Annotated in this window: 12 protein-coding genes; 7 read left to right on the top strand and 5 right to left on the bottom strand. The window is 67.3% G+C overall.

What is annotated here, in order from left to right; all coding sequences use genetic code 11:
- Positions 1-34: 34 nt before the first annotated feature.
- From VUN84_12870 to hemL, 4 genes are read left to right on the top strand one after another with little or no spacing between them, the layout of a single operon-like run.
- Positions 35-934 (top strand): uroporphyrinogen-III synthase, encoded by a 900-nt coding sequence (locus VUN84_12870; GenBank protein XAS63188.1) that lies wholly within the window; start codon positions 35-37, stop codon positions 932-934.
- The gene (hemB, locus tag VUN84_12865; protein XAS63187.1) at positions 931-1911 is read left to right on the top strand and encodes a porphobilinogen synthase; all 981 of its coding nucleotides are present in this window, start codon (positions 931-933) and stop codon (positions 1909-1911) included. The genes VUN84_12870 and hemB overlap by 4 nt, the downstream gene beginning before the upstream one ends.
- Entirely contained in the window at positions 1911-3020 is a 1110-nt protein-coding gene (locus tag VUN84_12860) for an LLM class flavin-dependent oxidoreductase (protein ID XAS63186.1), read from the top strand. Before hemB ends, VUN84_12860 begins: the two co-directional genes overlap by 1 nt.
- Positions 3021-3033: 13 nt before the next feature.
- The gene (hemL, locus tag VUN84_12855) at positions 3034-4365 is read left to right on the top strand and encodes a glutamate-1-semialdehyde 2,1-aminomutase (GenBank protein ID XAS63185.1); all 1332 of its coding nucleotides are present in this window, start codon (positions 3034-3036) and stop codon (positions 4363-4365) included.
- Between the two features lie 116 nt (positions 4366-4481).
- On the opposite strand, the gene VUN84_12850 is transcribed toward hemL, so the two are convergent.
- The 4 genes from VUN84_12850 to VUN84_12835 all read right to left on the bottom strand — a co-directional run bounded on the left by VUN84_12850 (position 4482) and on the right by VUN84_12835 (position 7997).
- A complete protein-coding gene (locus VUN84_12850) occupies positions 4482-5219 on the bottom strand; it encodes an amino acid ABC transporter ATP-binding protein (protein ID XAS63184.1) in 738 nt (245 codons plus the stop codon).
- Complete coding sequence (locus VUN84_12845) at positions 5216-5980, bottom strand: amino acid ABC transporter permease (GenBank protein ID XAS63183.1); 765 nt, start codon at positions 5978-5980, stop codon at positions 5216-5218. The genes VUN84_12850 and VUN84_12845 overlap by 4 nt, the downstream gene beginning before the upstream one ends.
- A gap of 3 nt (positions 5981-5983) precedes the next feature.
- Complete coding sequence (locus VUN84_12840; protein XAS65856.1) at positions 5984-6919, bottom strand: ABC transporter substrate-binding protein; 936 nt, start codon at positions 6917-6919, stop codon at positions 5984-5986.
- Positions 6920-7286: 367 nt separating this feature from the next.
- Complete coding sequence (locus tag VUN84_12835; protein ID XAS63182.1) at positions 7287-7997, bottom strand: 3'-5' exonuclease; 711 nt, start codon at positions 7995-7997, stop codon at positions 7287-7289.
- 63 nt (positions 7998-8060) lie between these two features.
- Here VUN84_12835 and VUN84_12830 point away from each other — a divergent pair, with 63 nt between their 5' ends.
- From VUN84_12830 to VUN84_12820, 3 genes are all read left to right on the top strand, one after another.
- Positions 8061-8477 (top strand): MGMT family protein, encoded by a 417-nt coding sequence (locus VUN84_12830; GenBank protein ID XAS63181.1) that lies wholly within the window; start codon positions 8061-8063, stop codon positions 8475-8477.
- A 173-nt stretch (positions 8478-8650) separates the two neighbouring features.
- Positions 8651-11941: an ATP-dependent DNA helicase gene (locus tag VUN84_12825; GenBank protein ID XAS65855.1), complete on the top strand. Its 3291-nt coding sequence runs from the start codon at positions 8651-8653 to the stop codon at positions 11939-11941.
- On the top strand, positions 11938-15468 hold the full coding sequence (locus VUN84_12820; GenBank protein XAS63180.1) for an ATP-dependent DNA helicase: 3531 nt from the start codon (positions 11938-11940) through the stop codon (positions 15466-15468). The genes VUN84_12825 and VUN84_12820 overlap by 4 nt, the downstream gene beginning before the upstream one ends.
- Here VUN84_12820 and VUN84_12815 read toward each other — a convergent pair.
- Positions 15465-16886 (bottom strand): phosphotransferase, encoded by a 1422-nt coding sequence (locus VUN84_12815; GenBank protein ID XAS63179.1) that lies wholly within the window; start codon positions 16884-16886, stop codon positions 15465-15467. The two genes, VUN84_12820 and VUN84_12815, sit on opposite strands and share 4 nt — an antisense overlap.
- Positions 16887-17140: the final 254 nt, after the last annotated feature.

The raw sequence follows: 17140 nt of genomic DNA, 5'->3' as shown, positions 1-17140 counted from the left end.
CCGTGGAACGGCGCCGTGCCACCTTGGCGCGGACATGAGGGCGCCGGCGGGCGCCAAGGTCCTCGTGGCCCGCAGCCCGGATCGCGCTGCCGAGCTCGTCTCCGCGCTGCGCGGCGCCGGCGCCGAGCCGCTGCTGTTGCCGTTGATCGACTTCGAGCTCGCCAGCGACCAGCACTCACTGGATGTCGCCTTTGACGCCCTCGGCGCCGGTGCCTATAACTGGTTGGTGGTCAGCAGCGTCACCGCGGTCCAGGCGCTCGAGGTCAAGGCCGCCGACCGGGGAAGCACGCTGAGCAGTTGGCTCCCCGGCAGCCTTCTGGTCGCCACCATCGGGCCGGCCACCCGCCGTTTCCTCGAATCCCGGGGCATTGCCGTCGACCTGGCGCCCACCAGGCAGCAGTCCGGCGCCGGACTGATCGATATCTGGCCCCCGCACCAGGGCAGCGTTCTTCTGCCGCAGGCCGATATCGCGGACCCCCGGCTCCGCCGCGGGCTTCAGGCACAAGGCGCCTTCGTCCAGGCCGTGACGGCGTACCGCACCGTGGACTATCCGGCGGACGCCAGCCGCAGCCTCGCCGCCGCCCTGCCAGCACAGCTGCCGTCCGGGGCGGACCCGGAAAATGACGCCGTCGTCCTCACCCCGGCGCAGGCGAGAGCTGAAATCAGCGCCGGCCGGCTCGATGCCGTCGTCGCTGCCTCCCCAAGTGCCGCCCGGCGCATCCACGAGGATCTGGCCCCGCTGGGCGGCTGCCGGTTCGTCGCCATCGGACGGTCCACCGCCGCCGAAGCGGAGTTCCTTGGCCTCACAGTGGCGGCCGTCGCGGAGAAGCCAACCGCTTCCGGGCTGGTGGCCGCCGTCGTGCGGTCCCTGGCACGCCAGCCGTCACCCCATCATCAGCCAGTCAACGAGCCCCCTGCAAAGGACACCCCATGAGCTTTCCCACCCACCGTCCCCGCCGGCTTCGCACCACCCCGGCCATGCGCCAGCTGACGGCCGAATACCGACTCTCCGCCTCGGAATTGATCCTTCCCGCCTTCATCCGTGAAGGCCTGACCGAGCCGAACCCCATCGCCTCGATGCCCGGCGTGCAGCAACACACCACCGACAGCCTCAAGCGGGCCGCCCGCGAGGCCGTGGAGCTCGGCGTCGGCGGCATCATGCTCTTCGGAATCCCGGCGGTCCGCGACGCCACCGGCACCGCCTCGCTGGACCCCGACGGCGTCCTGAACAAAGCGATCCGCGACGTCCGGGCCGAGGTGGGCGACGAACTGGTCATCATGAGCGACGTCTGCCTCGATGAATTCACCGACCACGGGCACTGCGGGGTCCTGGACGCCCACGGCTACGTGGACAACGACGCCACCCTGGAAATCTACGGCCGGATGGCCGTGGCCCAGGCCGAGGCCGGTGCCCACGTCCTCGGCCCGTCCGGAATGATGGACGGCCAAATAGCAGTGATCCGTCAGGCCCTTGAGGACGCCGGCCACGCCACCACCGCCGTGGTCGCCTATGCCGCGAAATACGCCTCGGCGTTCTACGGCCCCTTCCGCGAGGCCGTCGATTCGCAGCTCACCGGCGACCGCCGCACCTACCAGATGGACGCTGCGAACCGCCGCGAAGCGCTCCTGGAAGTCGAACTGGACCTCGCCGAAGGCGCCGACATGGTCATGGTCAAGCCGGCCATGAGCTACCTCGATATTCTGGCCGACGTCGCTGCCATGAGTCCCGTACCGGTGGCCGCTTATCAGATCTCCGGTGAGTACTCCATGATCGAGGCCGCTGCGGCGAACGGCTGGATCGACCGGCAGGCCGCGATCACCGAATCGGTGCTGGGCATCAAGCGGGCCGGAGCCAACATGGTCCTCACATACTGGGCCAGCGAACTCGCCGGCTGGCTGCGGGAGTCCTGATGCACTCGATGACGACGCCGGATCCAGCCTCCGGAACGAACCCCACCGCCCCCGCGGGTCCGGATCGCGTCCTGCTGGGCCTTAACACCTTCGGCGACGTCGGGGTCTTCCCCGACGGGCACCCGGTTCCACACGCCCAGGTGCTGCGCCAACTGCTGGAACAGGCTGAACTCGCCGATCAGGTGGGTCTGCATGCCTTCGGGGTGGGGGAGCACCACCGTCGCGACTTCGCGGTCTCCGCTCCCGAGGTGTTTCTCGCCGCCGCGGCCGCCCGGACCAAAAACATCCGGCTCGGCTCAGCCGTGACGGTCCTGAGCTCCGATGACCCTATCCGCGTCTTCCAGCGCTTTTCCACCGTTGACGCCATCTCCAACGGCCGGGCCGAGATCATGCTGGGCCGGGGCTCCTTCGTGGAGTCCTTCCCGCTGTTCGGACTCAACCTGGCCGACTACGAGGTCCTGTTCGAGGAGAAGCTTGAGCTCTTCGACAAGGCCCGGGCCCAGGAGCCCATTCACTGGGAAGGCCGGACCCGGCCGCCCATCAGCGGCCTCAGCGCCTACCCGCCGCTCGAACACCACCTGCTGCCCGCCTGGATCGGCGTCGGCGGAACACCCGAATCGGTGCTGCGCTGCGCCGAGTACGGTTATCCGATCATCTTCGCCATCATCGGCGGACAGCCGAGGTCCTTCGCGCCGTTGGCCAACCTCTACCGCGATGCGATGGCGAAATACGGCCACCCGATGCAGCAGATCGCCACTCATTCGCCGGGCCACGTTGCTGCCACGGACGAGGAAGCCCGGGAAGAATTCTTCCCGCACTGGCTGGGCCAGCGCAACCAGATCGGCGCCGAACGCGGGTGGGGCCCGGGCAACCGGGCCGAGTTTGACGCCATGTGCACCCCGGAGGGTGCCCTGTACGTGGGGTCCCCGGAGACCGTCGCCGCGAAGATCGCCCTGCTGAAAAGCAACCTCGGCGTAGACCGGTTCGACCTCAAGTACAGCAACGGCACCCTGCCGCACACAGCGATGATGCGCTCCATTGAGCTGTTCGGCACGGAGGTGGCCCCCCGGGTGGCTGCCCTGCTGGCCGCCGGCGCTCCGCAGAACTGAAAGAATAGGATCCATGACTTCCAGCCACCCTCGCAACGAGGAACTCTTCGACCGCGCCCGCCAGCTCATGCCGGGCGGCGTGAACTCGCCGGTCCGTGCGTTCGGCTCCGTCGGCGGGACCCCGCGGTTCATGGTCTCCGCCGCAGGCCCCTATCTGACCGATGCCGACGGCGCGGAGTATGTGGACCTGGTCTGCTCCTGGGGCCCGGCGTTGCTGGGCCATGCCCATCCGGCCGTACTCTCCGCCGTGCACGCCGCCGTTGACCGCGGGCTGTCCTTCGGCGCGTCGACGCCGGACGAGGCCAACCTCGCCGCGATTGTCCAGGAACGCGTTCCGGCCGCCGAACGCGTCCGCATGGTCTCCACCGGCACCGAGGCGACCATGACCGCCGTCCGGCTGGCCCGTGGCTTCACCGGCCGGAACCTCATCATCAAGTTTGCCGGCTGCTACCACGGCCACCTCGACGGGCTGCTCGCCGCTGCGGGCTCCGGCCTGGCCACCCTCGCGCTGCCGGGCTCCGCCGGGGTCACCGCCGCCACCGCCGCTGAAACTCTGGTGCTGCCCTACAATGATCTCGCCGCTGTGGAGGCAGCCTTCGCAAAACACGGGGACAACATCGCCGCCGTCATTACCGAGGCGGCGCCGGCCAACATGGGCGTCGTCACACCGGGCGAGGGCTTCAACGCCGGGTTGTCACGCATCACCCGGGAGCACGGTGCCCTGCTGATCCTCGATGAAGTCCTCACCGGCTTCCGGACGGGATACGCGGGCTACTGGGGACTCACCGGCGGCGCAGCCGATGCCGCGGAGCCCTGGACCCCGGACCTGCTGACGTTCGGCAAGGTCATTGGCGGCGGGATGCCGACGGCGGCCCTCGCCGGGCGCGCCGAGGTCATGGACTACCTCGCTCCGCTGGGGCCGGTCTACCAGGCCGGGACGCTGTCCGGCAATCCCGTAGCGATGGCTGCCGGCGTCGCAACCCTGACCCACGCCACCGCCGAGGTCTACTCCTTCGTCGATGCCCGCTCCCTGGAGCTCTCCACCGCCCTGTCAGGGGCGCTGGACGCGGCCGGGGTGGACCATTCGATCCAGCGTGCCGGGAACCTGTTCTCCATGGCGTTCGGCACCTCCGCCAGGGGCGTGCACAACTACGACGACGCCCAGGGCCAGGAAGTATTCCGCTACGCGCCCTTCTTCCACTCCATGCTCGACTCGGGGGTGTACCTGCCGCCGTCAGTCTTCGAGGCCTGGTTCCTCTCCGCCGCGCACGACGACGCTGCGATGAACAGGATCTTCGACGCCCTGCCGGCCGCCGCCAGGGCTGCGGCCGCCGCAACGGCGTAACCCGGCGCTGCAACACTCCGCTCTTGAAGCCGTCGCCGTTCCGGCGTTGTCGTTGAACCACTTTGGGCACCCGCCGCGGCGGGTGCCCAAAGTGGTTAAGGCTGCGTGCCAGCGGCCTAGAGGACGTCCGAAAGGAATCCCTGGAGCCGTTCCGTGCGCGGATCGGTGAAGAGCTGTTCCGGCGGACCGGACTCCACGACAACACCGGCATCCATGAATGTCACGGTGTCCGAGACGTTCCGGGAGAAGCCCATCTCGTGCGTGACCACGACCATGGTCATGCCGCCCTTGGCGAGGTCGGCCATCAACGCCAGCACGCCCTTGACGAGCTCCGGGTCGAGAGCCGAGGTGGCCTCGTCGAAGAACATCACTTCGGGTTTCATGGCCAGAGCCCGCGCTATCGCCACCCGCTGCTGCTGACCTCCGGAGAGATTCGCGGGGCGGGCATCCGCCTTGTGCTTGAGCCCCACGAGGTCAAGCTGGGCAACTGCCTCCTCGCGGGCCTGCTCCTTGGACATGCCGCGGAGCTTGCGCAGTGCCAGCGAGACGTTGTCCACCACGGTCTTGTGCGGAAACAGGTTGAACTGCTGGAACACCATGCCGATGCGCTGGCGCAATTCATCCGGGTTGTCCTGGAGTACTGACCGTCCATCCAGCAGGATGTCACCCTGATCCGGTTCGATCAGGCGGTTCATCACCCGGAGGAGCGTTGACTTGCCGGAGCCGGACGGACCGATCACCGAAGCGGTGGTGCCCTTTTCAACCTGAAGGTCGATGCCGCGGAGGACATGGTTGGAGCCGAAGGACAGGTGCAGGTTCTTGCCGGTCAGCGAACCTGAGGCGAATTCACTCATGGCTGTGCTCCCTTCCCGATCAGGGCTGCGGCGTCGTCCGGCTGCTTTTTCTCCGGACGGCCCGTGCGCAGGCGGTTATCGATGTAATTGACCAGGTGGGTGAGCGGAACGGTCAGAATCAGGTACATGAAGGCCGCGGCGATCAACGGCGAGAGATTCCCGGTGTTGGCTGCGGCATCGTTGCCGATGCGGAAGATCTCGCGCTGGCTGGCCAGCAGGCCCAACAGGTAGACCAGGGACGAGTCCTTGATCAACGAGATGAACTGGTTGACCAGGGCCGGGAGCACGCGGCGGATCCCCTGCGGAATCACCACAAGGCGCATCGAGGATCCGTAGCTGAATCCCAGTGCCCGGGATGCCTCCATTTGTCCCTTTTCCACGCTCTGAATGCCTGAGCGGAAAATCTCGCCAATGTAAGCCGCTGCCATGAGCGTCAAGGCGAAAATGGCGAGCGGAAACGGGTTGGTGGATCCGGTGGTCAACCGGACCAGAGGTCCGAGCCCGATTCCAATGAGCAGGATGACCACAATCGCGGGGACGCCCCGGAAGATGTCCGTGTAAATCCGGGAGAGCCAGCGGAGGGCGGTGATCCGGGATGTGCCCATGACGGCCAGGATCATGCCCAGGATGCACCCGAGCACGCCCGAGGAAACCGCCAGAAGGAGGGTGTTGGGCAGGCCCACAGTCACCATTTTCGGGATGACCGATGCCATAGCCTCCCAGTCAAAGAAGGTCTTCAGGAGTTGATCGATTGCATCCATGGACTAGGACTTCGGGACGGTGACAGCCTTGGAACCAGGGGACCACGTGGCCGGGGTCTCGCGGTCCGGGTACCACTCCTTGGTCAACTTGGACCACGTTCCATCGGCAATGACAGCGTCGAGGCCTGAGTTAAGGGCATCGATGAGCGGCTGGTTCTCCGAGTTCACGGCGTAGGCGGTGAAGTTCTGGGTGTTGACCACGGACTCGGCGATGACGGTTCCGTCGCCTTCCTTGACCTGGCCGGTAGCCTGCTGTGAAGGAGCCACCCAGGCGTCCACCTGGCCGTTTTTCAAGTTGGCGTAGGCGGTGTTGTAGTCCTCAAAACGGACAGGCTCGATCTGCAGCGTGTTGGTGACATAGTCGTCCTGCACAGTCCCCTGGACGACGGCGATCCGGGTGTCCTTTGTCAGGTCATTGAACCCCTTGATTTTGTCGTCCTTTTTGGCAACAACCGCCATGTAGCCGAAGTCGTAACCATTGGTGAATCCCACGGTCTTGCGGCGTGCGTCTGTTGTGGAGATCGAGGAGGAGCCGAGGTCGAACTGCTTGTTCTGGACCTGTGAGAGCAGGGAAGCGAAGCCGGTGGATTTGAACTCGACCTTGAGATCCAGCTTGTCCGCGATGGCCCTCAACAGTTCATTGTCGTAGCCGGTGAACTTGCCGGAGGAATCAATGAAGATGTTCGGCGGGGCGTCGGACAGCGTTCCGACGGTAAGAGTGCCCTCGCTGATGAGGCCCAGCTTGGACTTCTCGACCTTGTCCAGCGCGGTGACGTCCTTGGTGGTGTACTTGTCCAGCGAGGTCTGGTCGCTGCCGGCGAGGGCATCGGTGGGTGACGCTGACGGCTGGCCGGATCCGCCGCCGCAGGCTGCCAGGGAGACGGCTACTGCAATCGCCACAGGAAAAGTAGTCAGCCACTTCTTGGCTTTGGATTTCATCACGCGAATCACTTTCGTCGAAAGGTAAAGGGGCCGCGGAGAGACGATGCATCTCGCTCCGGCCGGGCTTGAAAACCCCAGGGGGCAGGTAAGCCGCGAAATATAATTGTGGCATCTGACCCCGGACCCGATTCAACTCGAATTTCCGCAGGCTAAAAAGCGCCTGCAGAGAATTTTCGTCGCCGTACACGCTGGCTCACCCGCCAGCTGAGGCGCCTAACCCTGGTCCGGCGGAACGAATCGCGCGCGTCATTGCTGCCACGACCGGCCTCCAGGCATGTGACGTCCATCGCAATCGCTGGAGATGGGGACCAGGAGGGTCTATTTACGGCGTCCCGCGACGAAACGTGTCGTATTAAGACAGGTCTCAGAAATCTCCGCGGCTGGCATCCTCGGGTGGCAGCACCGGCCAGTCGCCCTCGATCACGGCGGCAGGCTTGGTCTTGCGCAGGTACGTCTGGAAGTCGGTTGCCTGGGCAGAGGCCCACTCGATCTGCAACTGGTGCAAATGGGTGGCCGGCATCCGGAGCTTGGGAAACTTCCCGGCCATGGCATCGAGCATGCGCAGGGTGGCCAGGGCATCGGCGGCCGAGGTGTGGGCATTGTTCAGGTCCACCCCGTATTCCTCGCAAAGAGCGGTCAGGGTGCGCTTGCCCTTGCGGTACCGGTCCACTTGCTTGTTCATGATGTATGGATCAAGGACGGGGAAACGCGTCAGCTGTGGCACGCCGTAGCGGGCCGACTCGGCGGCGAGCACGGTGAAGTCGTAGCTCGCGTTGAAGGCGATCACCGGAACGCCGGTGTCGAAAAGCTCCTGGAGCACCGCGGCAACCTCCCGCGTCACGTCGGCGGCGGGGCGGCCTTCGCTGCGGGCCCGTTCCGTGGTGACGCCATGGATGTCACTGGCCTCGGTGGGGATCTCAACCCCCGGATCGGCGAGCCACTCGTGCTCCTGGATGATGCCGCCGTCGGAGTCCACCACGGTGATGGATGCCGTAACAATCCGCGCGGCGCGGGAGTTCCGGCCGGTAGTTTCGAGGTCGAAGGCTGCGCGGGGGAGGGAATTCCAAGTGCTCATGCTGCAACGCTACCTGCTGCCACAGACAAGTTTGTGTCGCCACCCGGCCGGTAGGCTTGAGCCATGAAGTTGGCGTATGTGGAGGCGGTGCTGGACGTGGTCGCGCTGGTCCCCGCAGGCGCGGCAGTGGCATACGGTGACGTCGCAGAACTTCTCGGTACCGGCGGTGCCCGGCAGGTCGGTTCCGTAATGAGCCACCACGGCAGTGCAGTTTCCTGGTGGCGGGTCCTGAAGGCGAGCGGCGCCGCGCCGCCCGGCCACGAACGTGAGGCCCTCACCCGGTACATCCTGGAGGGCACCCCGCTGCTGGGGAACTACGCCGGGTACCTTGACCACGGTGACGGGCGGTGGCGCGTGGATCTGATGACCGCCCGGTGGGCACCGACGGACGGTGATTTCGACCGGATTGACGCGGTCGCCGAACGGCTCGAACGCACCTCCCGAAAACTGTCGGTCCCCGATGATGAAATGACTGTGTGAGTATTCCGAGCAAGAACATTCCGAGCAAAAACACTCTTGGCAAGAACACTCCTGGCAAGAGCACTTCGAGCAAGAACACTCAGGGCAAGAACTTTCCGGACAAGAACGTTCCGAGCAGGAACACCGAATCCCGCCCGCCCACAACCAGCCTCCGCCTCCTTCCGCCCCGCGAACTGCACAACGCGGTTCCCGTGCTGACCGCGGACCAGCTCGCCGCCGTCGACGTCCCGCACGGCTCGGGCCCGGTCCTTATCCCCGGTGCGCCGGGAACCGGCAAGTCCACAGTGCTGGTTGAGGCCGCCGTCCGGCGTGCACAGCGGGACGGGCTCGATCCCGAACGCATGCTCATCCTCGCCCCGAACCGGCTTGCCGCCGACTCGCTCCGGGACCGCTTTACCGCGCGGCTGGACCGCAGTCTAAGTACGACGCCGGCACGCACGTGGGCGTCGTACGCCTTCGACGTGATCCGGCGCGCCAAGGCGGAGGGGATCCTGCCGTTGCCGCGCCCGCCGAAGCTGTTGTCGGGTCCGGAACAAGACCTCATCATCAAGGAACTCCTCGAAGGCCACGCCCAGCCCGGACTCGAGCTGCCCTGGCCGGAAGACCTGGGCGCTGCCCTGCAGACCCGGGGGTTCCGGCAGGAAGTCCGCCAGCTCTTCGACCGGATCATCGAGTCCGGACGGACGGCCGAGGACCTCGTGGTCCTTGCACGGCGCTGCCGCCGGCCGGACTGGGTCGCGGCCGCCGCGCTGTACGCGGAGTACCGCGATGTGCTGGACCTGCGGATGCCGGAATCCTTCGACCCAGCCGGCATCATCACCGCAGCCCGGCAGATCTTCCAGGACGAGCCGGACTTCCTCGCTGCTGAACGCGACAGGCTCCAGCTGATCCTGGTCGATGACATGCAGGAGGCCAACCCGGCAGTCTTTGAACTGCTCGCGGACATCGCCGCGGGCAAGGAGGCGCTGATCACGTCATCGCCGGATACCGTGGTCCAGGGGTTCCGTGGCGCCCGCCCGGACCTCGTCGCGGAGCTTCCGCGGTTGCTTGCCCCCGCCGGGGGCGGCGTCCTCGAGCGGCCACTCCGGACCGCCCACCGCCACGCGCCCGCGGTCGCGGAGGCGTGGCTCGCCGTCGCGAGCCGGATCTCCAGCCGCGCTGGCGGCCAGGCCGCGCGCAGGCTGGAGCAGCCGCAGGAAAGGGACCAGTCGCAGGAAAGGGACCAGTCGCAGGAAAGGGACCAGTTCCTGGGAGGGAAGCAACCCGCGCGCACCGTCGATGGATCCGTCGAAGCGCACCTGTTGCCCTCGGCGGTGCACGAGTTGCGCTACGTGGCGCAACGGATCCTGGAAGCCCAGCTGCAGGACGGCCGCGAACTCGGGGATATCGCCGTGATCGTGCGCAACGGCGGCCAGCTCAGCCAGCTGCAGCGTTACCTTGCCGGGCAGGGCATCCCGGTCCGGATCCCCGTGGCCGAATCCGCCGTCCGTGACGAGGTCGCCGTCCGGCCCCTGCTGGATGCCTACGCCGTGGCTCTGGACCCGGCGGTGCTGGGCCCGGAGGCGGCGGTGGCGCTGCTGACCTCGCGGATCGGCGGGGCAACCGCCATAGAGCTGCGGCGTCTGCGCCAGTCGCTGCGCCGGGAGGAGCTCCTCGGCGGGGGCGGCCGCACCAGTGACGTGCTCCTCGTCGAGGCGCTGCTGGAACCGGGGGCCCTGGCCACTCTCGGCATCGAAGGGCATTCCGCGCGCCGGATTGCCCGCATGATCCAGTCGGGCCGGGATGCTGCCCAGGCACCGGGTGGCAACGCCGAAACGGTGCTGTGGGCGCTCTGGAAGTCCACCGGACTGGCCTCGCGCTGGACCGAGGCGGCGCTGGCAGGAGGACCCTCGGGTGCCCGGGCGGACCGGGACCTGGACGCCATGATGGCCCTCTTTCATACTGCCGAGCGCTACGTCGACCAGTTGCCCGGCTCCGGACCCGAACAGTTCCTTGAGTACCTTCTCAGCCAGGAACTTCCCATGGACACCCTCGCCGCACGGGCCCAGCTGGAGGACGCTGTCGAACTCATGACCCCTGCCAGCGCCGCCGGCAGGGAGTGGCCCGTCGTCATCGTTCCCGGCCTGCAGGAAGGCGTGTGGCCCAATACCAGGCTCCGCGGCGAGCTGCTCGGCAGCACGCTGTTTGCGGACGCCGTGGAGTACGGCGTGGAGTACGCGCTGCAACTGGACCCGCTCAGCAGGCTGCGCGAAATCCGTTACGACGAGTTGCGCAGCTTCTCCACCGCAGTGTCACGGGCCAAGCAGGTGCTGATCTGTACCGCCGTGTCCTCCGAGGACGACCAGCCGTCATCGTTCCTGGATTACGTGGCGCCGCTGGGCCCGAACCAGGACCGGCGCGGCTTCACACCGGTGGAGCGCCCGCTCACCCTGCGTGCTCTCGTCGCCGAACTGCGCCAGTACGCCCAGCTGGACGCCGGCACCCCCGAGGCACTCGAAGCCAGCACCGTACTCGGCGCCCTGGCTGCGGCAGAACCGCCCGTGCCCGGCGCGCATCCCGGAAGCTGGTGGGGCCTGGCACCGCTGTCCACAGACGAACCGGTGGTTCCGCCCGGCGGCACCGTTTACGTCTCGCCGTCAAAGGTGGAAACCGTGCAGAAGTCGCCGCTGGACTGGTTTGTCCAGGCCGCCGGCGGAGAAGCCGCCACCGACTTTGCCCGGAGCTTGGGTACCCTGGTCCACGCCATCGCCCAGGACCTCCCCGATGCCTCCGGCGGCGAATACGTCGCGGAACTCATCCGCCGCTGGCCGGCGCTCGGTATGAAAGACAACTGGGAAGGCAAGCTGGACTTCCAGCGCGCCGAAACAATGGTCCGCAAACTCGCCCAGTATGTGCTGGTCATGCGCAGCGAAGGCCGGTCGCTGGTCGGCGTCGAGGTCGATTTCGAAGTCAAGCTCCCGGACCTAGCGGCTCCAAGCGGAAAGACCAGCGCGGACACCGGCGCCGACGGTGAATCCTGGCCGGCCCGCCAAGCGGTGCTGCGGGGCCAGGTGGACCGGTTGGAGATCGACGCCGAGGGCCGGCTCGTCGTGGTGGACCTCAAGACCGGCAAGCGGCAGCCCGGCAAGGCCGACCTCGATCGGCACCCGCAGCTGGGGGCCTACCAGGCCGCCGTGCTGGCCGGGGGTTTCGCCGGACCCGACGACGGCCCGCCGCCCCTGCCCGGCGGGGCTGTCCTCGCCCAGCTCGGCACCACCACCAAGAGTCCCGGCATCCAGGCCCAGCCGCCGCTGGACCCCGCGGAAAACTGGGCCCTGGACATGGTGGGCGGCGCAGCACATGTCATGTCCGGGAGCACCTTCGAGGCCCGCCACGATCCGTCCAAGGGAGGCCACGGCGGCCACGGCTGCCGCCTACCCGAAGTCTGCCCGCTGTGCCTGCGGGGAAAGCAGGTAACAGAATGAGCCCCGGAACAACACGTCCCGCAGCCCTTCCGGCCCCCAGGTTCACACCTGAGGAGCTGTCCGCTCTACTGGGCGAGAAGAACAGCCCTACCGCAGAACAGTCGCACATCATTTCCTCGCCGCTGGAACCCCGGCTTGTCATCGCCGGCGCCGGCTCAGGCAAGACCGCCACGATGGCCGACCGTGTGGTGTGGCTTGTCGCCAACGGTTGGGTCCGTCCCGAGGAAGTCCTCGGCGTGACCTTCACCCGGAAGGCAGCCGGTGAGCTTGCCACCCGGATCCGCGCCAAGCTGGCCGCGCTGCAACGCATCGCCGGAGCCGACACCCAGAATCAGATGTTTCCCGCCGGGCAGCTTAGTTCCGACGCGCTCGAACCCAAAGTCTCCACTTACCATTCCTATGCCAGTGGAATCGTGTCCGACTACGGCCTCCGGCTCGGCGTCGAACGCGACGTCGTCCTGCTCGGCGGCGCCCAGTCCTTCCAGCTGGCGAGCGAGGTCGTGGAGGCCTTCGACGGCGAGTATGAGCATTTCCGCTCCGCCAAATCGACACTGGTCAAGGCCGTCATCCAGCTGGCCGGCGAGTGCGCGGAGCACCTCCAGGATCCCGCCGCAGTCCGCGGCTGGCTGCTGGAGCGGGTCGCCGAGTTCGAGGCGCTGCCCTACCTCGCCACTGCCAAAAAGAATCCCAGCCAGGCCGTCGGCGAGCTGAGCGGCCTGTTGCGCACGCGGGCAAGCGTCGCGGAGATGGTGGGCCGCTACGCAGACGCCAAGCGCGCCCGGGGCGCACTGGACTTCGGCGACCTCGTAGCCCTCGCCGCCCGCGTCGCCAACGAGGTCCCAGTCGCCGCGGAAACCGAACGCCAGCGGTACAAGGTGGTGTTACTCGACGAATTCCAGGACACCTCCCATGCCCAGCTCGTCCTCTTCTCCCGGCTGTTCGGTGACGGCCACGCGGTCACCGCGGTGGGGGATCCCAACCAGTCCATCTATGGCTTCCGCGGTGCCTCTGCCGGCCAGCTCTTTCACTTCGTCCGCGAGTTCCCGGTGCGGCTTGGGAACGATGATGACGCCGGTGCCGAGGGAACAGACGTTGTTACTGCCGGAACGGGCGGCACGGATGACGACGGCGTTGCGCACCGCCCCGCTCGCTTCGCCGTCGCACCGACGTCGTACCTCACCACTGCCTGGCGCAACGGCCGGAACATTCTTTCCGCCGCCAACGTCATGTCGGAGCCGCTCAGCAGGGCTGCTGCCCACACCGGGCCGGCCGGCGCGCGGGATATAGCCGGAAGCGTCGAGGTCCCGCCGTTGCAGCCGAGCCCGGCCGCAGTGCAGGGCCGGGTAGTCATGGGCCGCTTTGGCACCGACGAGGACGAGGCCGCGGCCATCGCGGCTGACGTCCTGAAGTTCCGGGTCACCGATTTCAGCGGCTCGGCCGCCGAGCCGGAGCCTCCCGCGATAGCGGTGCTGTGCCGCCGGCGGGCGCAAATGGAATGCATCCGCCGCGAATTCGAGGTGCGGGGCATCCCTTATGAGATCGTCGGCCTCGGCGGTTTGCTGGACACCCCTGAGATCGTTGACCTCGTTGCAACCCTGAGGGTCCTGGCAGATCCGGGCCGCTCTGATTCGCTGATGCGCCTGCTTGCCGGGGCGCGCTGGCGGATCGGCCCCGCGGACCTGATGGCCCTGCGGGACTGGTCAAGCTTCCTCGCCCGGCGCCGCGGCCGCCCCGAAACCGACGCCGACGACGACGGCGCGGAGGCGGCGGTGATCGAGGGCGACCTCACCGACGCCGCCAGCCTGGTCGAAGCCCTGGACTGGTTGCCGCGGGAAGGCTGGATCTCCGCGAACGGCCGCCAGCTCAGCACGGAGGGGCTCGATCGGCTCGGCCGGCTGGCCTTCGAGCTTCGGCAACTCCGCGGCTACATGGGCGATGACCTGACAACCCTGCTCGGGGAAGTGGAGCGGGGCATGCTCCTGGACATCGAAGTGGCGGCACGGCCGGGGACCAGCATTCATCAGGCCCGCCGCAACCTGGACGCATTCCAGGATGCTGCTGCCGGGTTCCTGCACACCTCGCAACGAGTCGACGTCCTCGCCTTCCTGGCCTGGCTGGAGGCCGCAGCCGCCGAGGAAAACGGCCTGGAAGCCGCGGCGCCGGACGTGAATCACGAAGCGGTACAGCTCCTGACGGTGCACGCCTCCAAGGGCCTGGAGTGGGACGTCGTGTTCGTGCCCGGGTTGAACGCCGGAGCCTTCCCCAGCAGCCGGGATTCGCGGTGGAGCAGCGGCAGCGCTGCTCTGCCCTGGCCACTGCGCGGGGACCGCGCGGACCTCCCGCAATGGGCCCTGGAACATCCGGACCAGAAAGGCTGGCTCGACGCCGAGAAAGAGTTCAAGTCCGCAGTCCAGGTTCACGGTGAGGCCGAGGAACGGCGGCTCGCTTACGTGGCCTACACCCGGGCCAAACACGTTCTCTGGGTTTCCAGCGCTGCCTGGGTGGGCTCCCGCGCGGGAATGGCGGACATGTCGCCCTTCCTGGCTGAACTGGAGGTGCTCGTCGCGCACGGTACCGCCGAAATCCACCCGCTGTCCGTCAGCGAGGACTCTCTGCCGCAGGAGAGCCCGCTGACCTTGGAGCTGTCCGTCGCGGGATGGCCGTATGATCCGCTCGAGGGTCCCACCGATCCCCGCTCGGGAGCCAGACTGCGTCTGGTCCCCGGCCGACGGGCGGCCATGGAGTCCGCCGCTGCGCGGGTGCTTCGCTCCCTCGACCCGGAATTGCTCCCTGCTGCCGCCGCCTTCGGTGCCGGCAAGGCAGGGCAGGAAAAGCGCCGGGTTTTACGCGGCCCCGCCGGCGGCTGGATGAACGAGGCCGCCACCTTGCTGGAGCGCAGATCCCGCCGGACCGCCGGGCAGGATGTGCACCTGCCAAGCCACATTTCTGCGTCCACCCTGGTGGATCTGGAGGACGACGCCGGTTCCGTCGTTGCACGGCTGCGCCGTCCCGTCCCACGCGAGCCGGGAATGTCTGCCCGCAAAGGCACCGCCTTCCACGCCTGGGTGGAGGAATACTTCGGTGCTGCCGGCATGCTGGATCTCGGTGAGGCGGCAGGCTCGGATGATTACATCGACGCAGCGTACGGTCTGGACAGCATGGTGGAGACGTTCCGCCAGTCCGAGTGGGCAAACCGGGCCCCGGCCTACGTAGAGGTGCCGGTGGAGACCCGGATCGGTGACGTGGTGGTCCGCGGCCGGATCGACGCCGTGTTTCGTGACGCCGACGGCGGCTGGGACCTGGTGGACTGGAAGACAGGCCGGAGGCCGTCCGCCGGCCAGCTGAAGACGAAAGCCGTCCAACTGGCTGTGTACCGGCTCGCCTGGGCGCGGCTAAGGGACGTCCCGTTGGATCAGGTGAGGGCAGCGTTCTATTACGTGGCCGACGACGCCGTGGTCCGGCCGCATGATCTGGGCTCCGCGGCTCGGCTGGAACAGATTGTCGCGGCTGCCCTGGGAACCGGCTAGCGAGACTTCGGCGGGACCACCGGGAGCGAAGTCGTGGAGGTGTCATTGGCCGGAGAAGGCGCCCCTGGCTCGCGGTCCGCTTCGCCGTCGGGGATGGCCGTCACGGAGACATTGGAAACCTTGGCGCTGCCTGTACCCGGGGAGTCGGTCACTACATCGTCAGCGGCGGTGTCGCCGGAAGCCGTTGAGTCACCTCCGGTGGCTCCGCCCTCCCTTGCTACGTCGCCATCTGCCCGGCCTTCGTCAGACCGGCCTTCGTCCGACGCTTCAAGCGGAATCGGTGCTACCTGGACGGCGGGCATTGCGGCGCTGGAGGGAACAGCGGCAAGCCCCGTCACTGTGTCCGGCGCCAAAAGCGCCACCTTGCTCACGGCCGCAACAGGGTGGTCCGGTCCTGAGGCCTGCCCGGCAGGCTGAGCTGGCGGGCCGGCGGCAGAGCCTGAGGCCGGCGTTGACGGGGGGACGGGCTGAGGGAGAGGTTCAATGCTGATCGGCTGCCCGCCGTATTCTGCAACGTCCTCGGCCAGTGTGGAGAGCATCGCCTCTGCCTCGCTGATCATGTTGTGGTCCCCTGTGGCGATTCCCTTCACCAGGTACTGGGCCAGGGCGAATTCAGCCGAGAGCGCCGCGCGTCGGAGCAGGTGCGCGTCGGGCACGTCGCGCCGGGACGAGGTGTAATGCGCCAGCACGTTGTCGACGAACTCCTGGTTGTTGGATGCGACCAGCCACGCCATGTCATCAGCCGGGTCGCCGATCCGAAGATCGGTCCAGCCGGTAACGGCGGTCACCCGGTCGCCGTCGACCAGCAGATTGTCCTCGTGCAGGTCCCCATGGACGACGCATGGATTGAAGCGCCACAAGGAGACATCTTCCAGGGCATGTTCCCAACGCCGGAGAAGGAGCGGCGGAATTTTGCCGGTGGTCGCGGCCTGATCCAACTCGTTCAGACGCCGTTGGCGGAACTCATTGGGGGTGTAGCTCGGCAGGTCCGCGTTGCTGACCAGAGAGTGGGGCAAGTCATGGATGGCGGCCATGGCCGCGCCAATTTCGCGTGACACGGCCGGCGACGCCGCACCGAGTTCCTCGACGGACCGGGTGGATCCGGCCAAGTGGGAGTACACGAAGGTGGTCAACGGGCCCTGCCGGACGGTTCCGGCCACGGTGGGCATCAGGAACGGAAGCTCGGCCCGGATGCCGGGCACGAAGGCGCGCAGTACGAGGAATTCTGTTTCCAACCTGGCGCTCGCTTCGGCGTGGCGGGGCGAGCGGACGCGCCATCGCTTTCCTTCGGAATCCAACAGGAGAGCCGAGTCGAAGTCTGCCGGATCGTCGGGCGCTGAGCTGACGGCGGTCGGGGTTAGTCCGGGGACCGCCGCGGTTGCCACAGCTGCCAGTTCGATGGGGTTTCTTCTTCTCACTGTTCCACGGTAGGTTGAGCGGCGCCCAAGACGGCGATGCACCACGGCGAGTCTGAAAGATCGGGAATAATTACCGGCATGGGACGCGGCTGCCCTGCTGGTGTGGCGCCCGAGGTGGTGCCCGTGCCAATGCCCACATACGCCCGGCCAGAATGTCATTTGTCAGCCGGAGTCAGTACGGTGGGAACATGAGTCTTGCGGAGTCTGAAGCACCAAAGAGCACAGCGTCAAAGAGCACAGCGTCAAAGAGCACA

Source organism: Micrococcaceae bacterium Sec5.8 (assembly GCA_039636775.1).
Lineage (GTDB): Bacteria > Actinomycetota > Actinomycetes > Actinomycetales > Micrococcaceae > Arthrobacter.
This window is presented reverse-complemented; position numbering and strand designations above follow the sequence as displayed.

Coding starts and splice junctions, on each gene's coding strand:
- VUN84_12870 (XAS63188.1), top strand. CDS start 35: ATGAGGGCGCCGGCGGGCGCCAAGGTCCTCGTGGCCCGCAGCCCGGAT.
- hemB (XAS63187.1), top strand. CDS start 931: ATGAGCTTTCCCACCCACCGTCCCCGCCGGCTTCGCACCACCCCGGCC.
- VUN84_12860 (XAS63186.1), top strand. CDS start 1,911: ATGCACTCGATGACGACGCCGGATCCAGCCTCCGGAACGAACCCCACC.
- hemL (XAS63185.1), top strand. CDS start 3,034: ATGACTTCCAGCCACCCTCGCAACGAGGAACTCTTCGACCGCGCCCGC.
- VUN84_12850 (XAS63184.1), bottom strand. CDS start 5,219: ATGAGTGAATTCGCCTCAGGTTCGCTGACCGGCAAGAACCTGCACCTG.
- VUN84_12845 (XAS63183.1), bottom strand. CDS start 5,980: ATGGATGCAATCGATCAACTCCTGAAGACCTTCTTTGACTGGGAGGCT.
- VUN84_12840 (XAS65856.1), bottom strand. CDS start 6,919: ATGAAATCCAAAGCCAAGAAGTGGCTGACTACTTTTCCTGTGGCGATT.
- VUN84_12835 (XAS63182.1), bottom strand. CDS start 7,997: ATGAGCACTTGGAATTCCCTCCCCCGCGCAGCCTTCGACCTCGAAACT.
- VUN84_12830 (XAS63181.1), top strand. CDS start 8,061: ATGAAGTTGGCGTATGTGGAGGCGGTGCTGGACGTGGTCGCGCTGGTC.
- VUN84_12820 (XAS63180.1), top strand. CDS start 11,938: ATGAGCCCCGGAACAACACGTCCCGCAGCCCTTCCGGCCCCCAGGTTC.